Annotated in this window: 1 protein-coding gene; it reads left to right on the top strand. The window is 45.6% G+C overall.

Going from position 1 to position 734, the window contains the following annotated elements:
- Positions 1–93: 93 nt before the first annotated feature.
- A partial coding sequence (gene hslO, locus D8863_RS10550) for an Hsp33 family molecular chaperone HslO (protein WP_125441864.1) occupies positions 94–734 on the top strand: 641 nt, incomplete at its 3' end.

Raw genomic sequence — 734 nt, 5'->3', positions numbered from 1 at the left:
CTCCTATACCAGTCATCACAAATTAAACAGTTTAAAAATTGACAGCAAACACACGGCTCCCCCTTTGGGCATTTTTATGCTAAAATAGAAGGTATGGATAAGATTATTAAAACTATATCAGAAAGCGGAGCCTTTCGTGCTTTTGTCCTTGACAGTANAGAAACCGTCCGCACTGCTCAAGAAAAACATCAAACTCAAGCCAGTTCAACTGTTGCACTTGGTCGCACCCTTATCGCTAGCCAGATTCTCGCAGCCAATGAAAAAGGAGATACCAAGATTACTGTAAAAGTTCTTGGAACGAGCTCTCTCGGTGCCATCATCACGGTCGCAGATACCAAGGGAAATGTCAAAGGCTACGTTCAAAACCCCGGTGTAGATATCAAAAAAACTGCAACGGGTGAAGTCCTAGTCGGACCTTTTGTCGGCAATGGTCAATTTCTCGTTATCACAGACTACGGTACTGGAAATCCTTACAACTCCATGACTCCTCTCATCTCTGGGGAGATCGGTGAAGACTTGGCCTACTACCTGACCGAAAGTCAACAAACTCCTTCAGCCGTCGGCCTCAATGTCCTTTTAGACAAAGACGACAAGGTCGAAGTTGCCGGTGGTTTTCTTCTCCAAGTTTTGCCAGGAGCCAAGGAAGAAGAGATTGCTCGCTTTGAGAAACGCATCCAAGAAATGCCAGCTATCTCAACCCTTCTGGAAAGCGACGACCATATCGAAGCCCTCCT

Origin of the sequence: Streptococcus oralis (assembly GCF_003943825.1) — a bacterium.
Taxonomy (GTDB): Bacteria; Bacillota; Bacilli; order Lactobacillales; family Streptococcaceae; genus Streptococcus; species Streptococcus oralis_CD.
The sequence above is the reverse complement of the archived record's forward strand: the minus strand, read 5'-3'. Positions and strand labels throughout refer to the sequence as shown.